This window comes from Serratia sp. (in: enterobacteria) (genome assembly GCF_046715635.1).
In the GTDB taxonomy this organism is placed as follows: Bacteria; Pseudomonadota; Gammaproteobacteria; order Enterobacterales; family Enterobacteriaceae; genus Chania.
Window position 1 is genome coordinate 1 of the sequence record NZ_JBKJYW010000487.1, and the last position, 7,728, is coordinate 7,728.

Here is a 7,728-nt window from a genome sequence, read left to right on the forward strand (position 1 = left end):
CAGGATCGCCAACCAGATACGGGTGCCGTTGTTGATAAAGTTCTCTGTCAGTTTCATTACAGACCTCGCTCACGGACCCAGGCGCGCACTTCCTGATTGGGGCGCAGTTCGCGAGTACCGGCGGCGACAATCCGTTCACCATCGGCCAGACCGGAGACGATCTGAATGCCATTGGCGGTCAGTTGCCCGGTTTCAACCTGACGAGATTCAACAAACAGTTTGCCATCACGTTCCTTGATCACCCACACGTGGGGCTGATTGCGTGGGCTGTTATCTGGGTTGAATACCGCCTCTACGGGCACGATGACATTGGCCTTCTGCGTAGCCCCGGCCAGATTGCCGAGATTGATTTTCACACTGCCGCTCATTCCTGAGAGCAGCGGCAGATCCTGCGGGCGCGGCATGGTCAGGGTCATTTGATAGGTCAATGAACCAGCCGTGGTATTGGTGGTGTGTTCTTTATATTGGGCGGTAAACTCGCGGCCCGGTAAGTTATTCAACCGAACAATAGGTTGGTATTGTGCATTGTTCTCATCAATCACAATGAACAGATTCTCGGGGATGCTGAACACCACATCCAGCGAGTCTAGCGAGTTCAAGGTCGCTATCGGCTGACCAGCCGGGATCACCTGATGGTTGCGGGCATTGAGCGTGGCGATAACTCCGGTAAAGGGGGCGCGGATTTGCATATCGCTCACTTCCTCCCTGGCCAACTTCAAGGCGGCCTGGGCTGAATCACGTGCTGCACGATGAACATCCAGTTCGGCACGGGGAACGACATTACGGGCACTCAGGGTAGCAAAACGGTTGAATTGAGCCTGTGCCAGATCGAACGCGGCCTGTCGATCACGTAGCCGCAAGCGTGCGTCATTACTGTTTAGCTCGGCAATCACTTGCCCCTGGTTGACACGTTCTCCTTCGCGTACCAGTAGTTGCTGCAGTTGCCCCGGGCGCTTAAAAGCCAGCTCGGTACGGTCACCCGCGACAATCCTGGCAGGGAAAATGCGCACTCCTTGCTGGGCACTGTTGCTAACTTCAAAGATATTCACCGGACGGACGCTTTCGAGTTCTTTAGGCGTCTCATTGTCGCAGGCGGTAAGAAAAAGTGTGCAAAGCACAACGGCAACCAGTTTTATATTCACGATGCAATCTCTTAGGATCGGATTTTAGGGGAGCGATGAGTAACTCGTTGACCATATGTATCACGTCTTACCGCTCGTCTAGGCCAGCTCCGGCCTTGGTTCACGCTACTGCGGGAACTTAATCTTGCTACTGTGGCCGTAGGACACAACCACCTAGGATTTCAGGCACTCCCGGCGCTATTCCCCATGCCTACTAGCGGGTATACACAACCCATATTGTTTCCTTCAGTTTCAACCACTCGTAGACTCTTCAAGCTTAGTATGCCGTTTGCCAACGTGAGGAAATTATCTTCATTTCATGCCGTTGGCCCAGATTTTGGCTATGGGTTAATCAATCAATCAATGCTAATGGTTTTCCGACGGAGATGATGTGTAAAAGGCAATGAATACCAGCGGCGTATGGATGGATGGATGCTGATGAGGGTACGGATTGAGATGATTCTTGGTTATGATCTCAATCATTTTTCTGGTTATAGCATTAAGATATTTTTATTAAATAAATATCTTATTTAGGGTTCGTTTAGGAATCTTCATTTTTCAATGTTTTGTAAATAATCCTATTTGATGGTTGATATCCATGGTAGAGGTTGTGGCATTATCATTGCGATTGGTTGTCATTTACATTTGTTGTGAAATTGTAATCCCTACCTCTTTCAGGATTATGATTTTTCGCAAAAAATCAACAAATTGTGTGATGATATCATGGATGTCGGAGATAAAGGTCTTAATGAAATGGCATTGGTTTTTTATTTCATTGAAAATATTAGGTATTTTTATATTTAATGGTTGAATTTAATCAAGGGTAGGGTATTAACTATTTCTTTGTGAAGGTCATTTTTAATATTTAATTGTCTATTTAACTCAACTGAAAAAACAATAATTGCGAGGTTTGTATTTTCAATTATTAATTTAACTATTGCAATCAGAGTTTACTCAATATGCTTTCCTTCGCCAGAAAGGAAAGGGTAAGGAATGAACATCGTTATGCTAAGTGTAGCTTCAGCTTTCATCCGCGCTTTACCGTATTTCGATAATCACTTTTTGTATAAACTTTAGATAGAGAACTATTATGAAAATTCGCGTGCTTTCACTGTTAGCTCCGGCTTTACTGGTTGCAGGCATCGCAGTCGCTGCTGGAATCTTCAAAAAGGACGGCAACAAGCTGGATCTGTTCGGCAAGCTAGATGGCCAGCGCCATTTCTCCAGTAACGACATCGGTTGATGGTGATCAGTCTTATCTACGTCTGGGCCAGCGTGGCGAAGCCCAAATCAACGAAAGCCTGACCGGCTTCGGCATGTGAGAATACCAGGTTAACCTGAACCAGGCAGGAAATGTCTATCTGGCGGCTATGTTTACCCAGTTTTATAACGCTAACCGCATTGGCAGCCGTAATAGCCAGGCCCATGGCTTTGCCGACAAGGCACGGAACATTGAGCGGGTGGCGCAGTACCCGTTCGACTTCGGCCTGCGTCCGTCCGGGGCGTATGTACAGTCTAATGTCAAAGACATTCAGGGCTTCGCTGCGCCTAAACGTGGAACTCTGCTGGGGATTATAAAAGGCCCAGTGCCGCACAGTTCGTGTCGTGTTATCAACATTGCAAGTTACTCTGCTTTCTCCCTCCGACTTATCTCCTTGTAATACCGTTTAGATTTTCTTTAATGTCTTTCATTCTTGACGTAAGTCTGTTTTTACGTTCAGGGAATTTTCCTTTATTAATTATTATTATTTAATGCGGTATATTCAGGAATTTGTTTTTTTATTGGGTGTAATCTTGCTTTTAATGGGAAATATCCTGTATTAACGGCGTTATGATTTGGATTGAATATGCTGCTTACCACTAAAATTATTATTGATCTGCTTTAGTTGTCGGGCTATCCTTGGGCTGAAGCTTTTTGTTGGAACGTAAAAAACTCAGTTTAACTCTGCACTTTAATAAAGGCGCGGTTAGTTGTGTCTTTATATTGAGTGTAGAGTTGTTCTATCACTGATGATAGGCATTTACTAGGGCTATTTTATTTCACTTTTATAAAAAAAGGATGATGTTGTGAAAAAAATTAATACGTTTGAAGCAAGTGTAATTGTTGGCGGTAAGCACGCAAAAGTCTGTGTTGTTGAGTATGTTAGTGGTGCAGGCGGTGCTTGTAATGCAGTCAATACTTGCCTGGATAAGCATGGTCGGATTGTTAGCCAGACTATCACCCCTGCTGCGGATGTGTCCAACTGCCCAGCTGGCAGGCCGTAAACCCTTCCTGAGTTTCAGGATATAAGTTCGGGCTGATGCGATAGGATTTTCGCATTGGCCTGTTTGGAAATTGTGCTTATTGATGGACAGGGATGTGATGGCTGTTGGCTTTCCAACAGTGCTACGTGCTAAATAAAAAATGGCTATCCCTCCGTTATAATAGTTCATTGGTGTGCCTTTTTTAGGACGTATGGTTCATGTTCAAAAGACCTCTGCTTCTTCTCATTTATACCTTGGCGATCATCATTATCTCCTCGTTGATCACGACGGCCTATTTCCACTATTTTGTATTGAATCAGGGCATCGAACAGCAAGCTCTGATTGCCATCAGTGATGACGAAGTTAACAATAGCCCGATCAAAGATGACAATACCATCGTCGAGATATTCTCCTACGGCTGCCACTACTGTGCCATAAACGAAGAGAATATTGCCAAGCTGGAGGCGCGTATGCCTGCGGGGACAAAACTGATCCGTCTGCATATCAATAACGTGCAGATGAATGGGCTGGCCAGCCTCTCCCCGTTGTTTGCCACCCTGACGGTGATGGGCATTGAACCTCAGCACCGTGAAAGTGCCTATAACGCCGTCCTCAAACAAAAAATCGATCTGGGTAATCCCCAAAACCGTGATAGCTGGTTAACGGAGAATGGTATCGATCTCGCGGCTTATAACGCTGCCAGTCAAACGCCGCAGGTCGCAGAGTTGCTGAACTATATGACTACCGTGTCCGATCACTACAAAATCAACGCGACGCCAACCTTTATCGTCAACAAGAAGTGGCTGGCACTACAGGATTGCGATTTCCCTGAATTTGCCGATCACCTGCTGTCGCTGCTACAGCATGACCAACCGCTGGAGCAATAATGCGTTTCTTTGCCGTGTGGGTTTACCTGGCATGGAGAGATGCCCTGGAAAAAATCGCGCGGAGCTTTTTGCCCTGGCGCAGAGCACAGGGCAAGGCCGTTTGCTGGTTGCTGCAGCATGGCGATTATCGTTGGTTTCTTGGGCTGGCGGCGCTTAGCCGCCGGTTGCGGTTGAATAACCGGGGGGAGCGCAGGCGTGCCTTTGTGGCCGCAGCCAATAAGCAATGCCTGATTGACGATGGTCGTAAGGTGGATTTTGCCAAGATCAGCCAGCGTCGCCGCTTGCTGGATCTGGCCGCTACCTATGCCGGTAACGCTCAACTCTTGGCCCAGTTGGAGCGCTGTAAGGTGCAGCTTAACGCGGTCGTCGAGCCCTTGCACCAAGCAGGGCAACCCGTAGTGCTTGCTCCGCTGCATATGGTCTCTGACGTGCTGGCTGGCATGGTGGGGGCCGGGGTTTTTCCGGGGCAGGCGACGGTGGTGGTTTCCGCCAGTGCGGAGGTCTACCAGGAAAGAGCGCGACGGCAAGCGGGGGTTAACCTGTCTTACTGCTCAATCCATGACGATAACCGGGCGATTGCCGGTAATTTGAGTCGCGCGATTATGGAAGCGGCCGATCATCAACGCAATATCATGCTATTCCCCGATATTACGCCGGATTACACCGTCAATAGCAATGAGGCGAAAACGGCGAAGCTAAGCTGTCGCCTGTTTGATCGCCCGGCCAACTTGCACAGCGGCGTGATCCGTATCGCCAGAGCCTTGTCAGCTCAGGTGGTCTCTTATTACCTGTATTACGACCAGGGAATAAAGATCCACATTTATCCACCGATTCCGGCCCGCAACCTGAAAGCCAAACTACCGGAACTGATTGAAACGTCGATCGTCAGGCACCCTGAAGACTGGCTGTTATGGCACTCACATTCGTTATTTTTTATCAATGAATAACCTGGAAATTGAAGAAGTCAGATCATGGAAAAGATAATCCCGGCGCTGGTCTTTCAAGGCGAAACGAATGAATGTGGGTTGGCCTGCATCGCCATGATGGCGGAAACGCAGGGCATTAGTGCGCCATTGGAGAGCTTGCGCGAGCGTTATCCCGCTTCACAGCACGGCACCTCGCTGGCCACACTGTGCGACATCATGACAGAGTTGGCGATGCCCGCCTATCCCGTAGCCTTTGCACATGATGAACTGGCGGAACTACCGCTGCCCGCCATTTTACATTATGGGGCGAGCCATTATGTGGTGCTGGCCTACCGTAAAGGTAACCATGTTTGCGTGATGAACCCGGGTATTGGTCAGCAACTGTTGCCGATTGATGCGTTAAAAATGGAAATCAGCGGTTATGCGCTGGTGCTGGACAGTGAAACCCAGCCCGACCCTCAGGCGCTGGCCAACGTTCAGCCCAGTAAACGCTTTAGTGCGTCCGACACCATGAGCCTGAAAGAAACGGCGCGTATCCCCGGTATTTACCGGCTGATGATCCTGGCGTTTCTGATTTCCTTAACCCTGTTTATCATGCCGACGATGGTCAGCAGCGCCATCAATCAGGTTTTTTCTAGCGCTGGGGAAACCGACTTCCCATACTTCTACTTCCTGCTGGCGTTTGTCGTGTCGACCACGTTGGCCTTCGGGGTGCGCTGGATCACCGAGCGATTTATCAAACGTTTTGTGGTGGTCAATAGCGTAGCCGGATTCTCACGTCTACTCAGTAATTCGTTGAACTTCTTTGATAAACGTGCGCCGGGCGAAGTCTTCAGCCGTTTTTCAAACTGGCAGATGGCGTCTGGCATCAAGATTGAACTGGATAACGGCCTGCGTACCGATTGGATCATCGGCGCTATCGCGCTGGCTGTGATGTGCTATATGAGCCCGCTGCTGGCCATGGTGTCTGGAGTGGGCGTCACCCTGATGGGGTTGGTCAGCGTCTGGGCCATCTATCGTGACCGTTTTTACACCCAGCAGTTGCAGGTAAAAACCGCTGAGCAGAGCGATTTTATTCTGGAGAGCATTCAAGGGTTCTCCACCATCAAGTCCGCCGGGTTGGATAGCCAGCGCAAAGGGATGTTTGCCAAATTTGCTCTATCACTGTTTACCTGTCGCCAGCAGCAGAGAATGTACGAGCAGGTCAAAAGCAGCCTGTATCAGTTGATCGGCAGCCTGGAGATGGTGTTCTTTATGTTGCTGGCGCTGCCGTTGCTGAAAAGCGGCACTATCACGTTGGGTGAGTTCTTTGCTTATAGCTTTGTGCGTGAAATTTTCACCTCCTATATCACCAAGATTTTCTACGCCATTTTGCAAAAAAACCAGCTGCACGTGATCGATACCCGCGCCAGGGACTTGTTCCCATCACGACCTGAACTGGATAGAGCGGATGGTGCGGTACCTGCACCTATCCCGACCTTTACCTCGCAGTTGCGTTATAAAAATATCGCCTTTGCCTATGACGCTCAGCAACCGGTATTGCACGACCTTTCCCTGTCGCTCAAGCCGGGGCAAAGCATTGCCATTGTCGGTGAATCTGGCGCGGGTAAAAGCACCTTACTGAAGGTGATGACCGGCCTGATGACACCGCAGCAAGGGGAGATACTGGTTGATGGCCAACCGCTCGAGTATCAGCAGGTGCATGGCCTATTTTTCCTGCAAAGTCAGGAGGATATCTTATTCAATGCCTCGGTGTTGGAGAACATCACGCTATTTGATGAGGGGTTCGATGAGCGCAAACATCGGCAGATCGAGCGCTCCCTCGAGGGACTTAATCTGAGCTCGGTGATAGAGAAATTGCCGGGGGGCCTGAATGCCCTGATCCGTGAGAGTCATGCCGGGCTATCCCTGGGGCAACGTCAACGTCTGCTGTTGGCTCGGGCCATGTACAGCGATCGCCCGGTGCTGGTGCTCGATGAACCCACGGCCAATCTGGATGAGGACACGGCGCATCAGGTGATGACCACTTTGCTGACACATTGCCGTGAGCACCATAAAACGTTGATCACCGTCACGCACAGCGAGAGCGTCTTGCCGATGTTTGAGCGGGTATACCGCGTGAGCAACGGCCATGTGGTGAGTGTTGCAACGGAGTTTGCAGTGTCACCAGCGTTAACCACGGCGGTGTGTTAATGAAGTTGAAAATGGCTGGAATGGATAAACGCAGATTAGTGCTGATTGCCTTGCTGGGTCTGGTGGCATGGATCTGTACGCTCATTTGGTTCGTCGTTGCGCCTACGCAGAATAATGCTTTTGATACTGAAGAGATCACCCGTGGCGATATCGAGAAAACCGTCTTGGCCACCGGTATTCTTAAACCGGCGCTGCAGGTCAGCGTTGGTGCGCAGGTGAATGGCCAACTGCAAAAGCTGTATGTAAAACAGGGGGATCGTGTCACCCGCGGGCAACTGCTGGCGGAAATCGATCCGACCTTGCAACAGAATGCACTGCGTAAATCGCAAGCCGCCTTGCAAAGCGCGCAGGCGCAAA

General features: G+C 49.6%; 6 protein-coding genes and 1 pseudogene. 6 read left to right on the forward strand and 1 reads right to left on the reverse strand.

Annotated elements, in window-relative coordinates; all coding sequences use genetic code 11:
• Positions 1–56: 56 nt before the first annotated feature.
• Positions 57–1,142, reverse strand: a complete 1,086-nt coding sequence (locus tag ACLQ7H_RS24875; RefSeq protein WP_411754975.1) for an efflux RND transporter periplasmic adaptor subunit — start codon at positions 1,140–1,142, stop codon at positions 57–59.
• Between the two features lie 1,069 nt (positions 1,143–2,211).
• On the opposite strand from ACLQ7H_RS24875, the pseudogene ACLQ7H_RS24880 reads away from it, so the two are divergent.
• The 6 genes and pseudogenes from ACLQ7H_RS24880 to ACLQ7H_RS24905 form a co-directional block, all read left to right on the forward strand.
• Positions 2,212–2,662, forward strand: a pseudogene (locus tag ACLQ7H_RS24880) (porin); the annotation flags it as partial.
• 526 nt (positions 2,663–3,188) lie between these two features.
• Entirely contained in the window at positions 3,189–3,386 is a 198-nt protein-coding gene (locus tag ACLQ7H_RS24885; protein WP_411754976.1) for a DUF4762 family protein, read from the forward strand.
• Positions 3,387–3,583: 197 nt separating this feature from the next.
• Positions 3,584–4,252, forward strand: a complete 669-nt coding sequence (locus ACLQ7H_RS24890; RefSeq protein WP_411754977.1) for a DsbA family protein — start codon at positions 3,584–3,586, stop codon at positions 4,250–4,252.
• On the forward strand, positions 4,252–5,199 hold the full coding sequence (locus tag ACLQ7H_RS24895; protein WP_411754978.1) for an ABC transporter: 948 nt from the start codon (positions 4,252–4,254) through the stop codon (positions 5,197–5,199). The genes ACLQ7H_RS24890 and ACLQ7H_RS24895 overlap by 1 nt, the downstream gene beginning before the upstream one ends.
• A 24-nt stretch (positions 5,200–5,223) precedes the next feature.
• The gene (locus tag ACLQ7H_RS24900) at positions 5,224–7,371 is read left to right on the forward strand and encodes a peptidase domain-containing ABC transporter (protein WP_411754979.1); all 2,148 of its coding nucleotides are present in this window, start codon (positions 5,224–5,226) and stop codon (positions 7,369–7,371) included.
• A partial coding sequence (locus ACLQ7H_RS24905; protein ID WP_411754980.1) for a biotin/lipoyl-binding protein occupies positions 7,371–7,728 on the forward strand: 358 nt, incomplete at its 3' end. The genes ACLQ7H_RS24900 and ACLQ7H_RS24905, both read left to right, overlap by 1 nt.

Excerpts from the sequence above, each read along its gene's own strand:
- ACLQ7H_RS24890 (WP_411754977.1), top strand. The coding sequence starts at position 3,584 with ATGTTCAAAAGACCTCTGCTTCTTCTCATTTATACCTTGGCGATCATC.
- ACLQ7H_RS24895 (WP_411754978.1), top strand. The coding sequence starts at position 4,252 with ATGCGTTTCTTTGCCGTGTGGGTTTACCTGGCATGGAGAGATGCCCTG.
- ACLQ7H_RS24900 (WP_411754979.1), top strand. The coding sequence starts at position 5,224 with ATGGAAAAGATAATCCCGGCGCTGGTCTTTCAAGGCGAAACGAATGAA.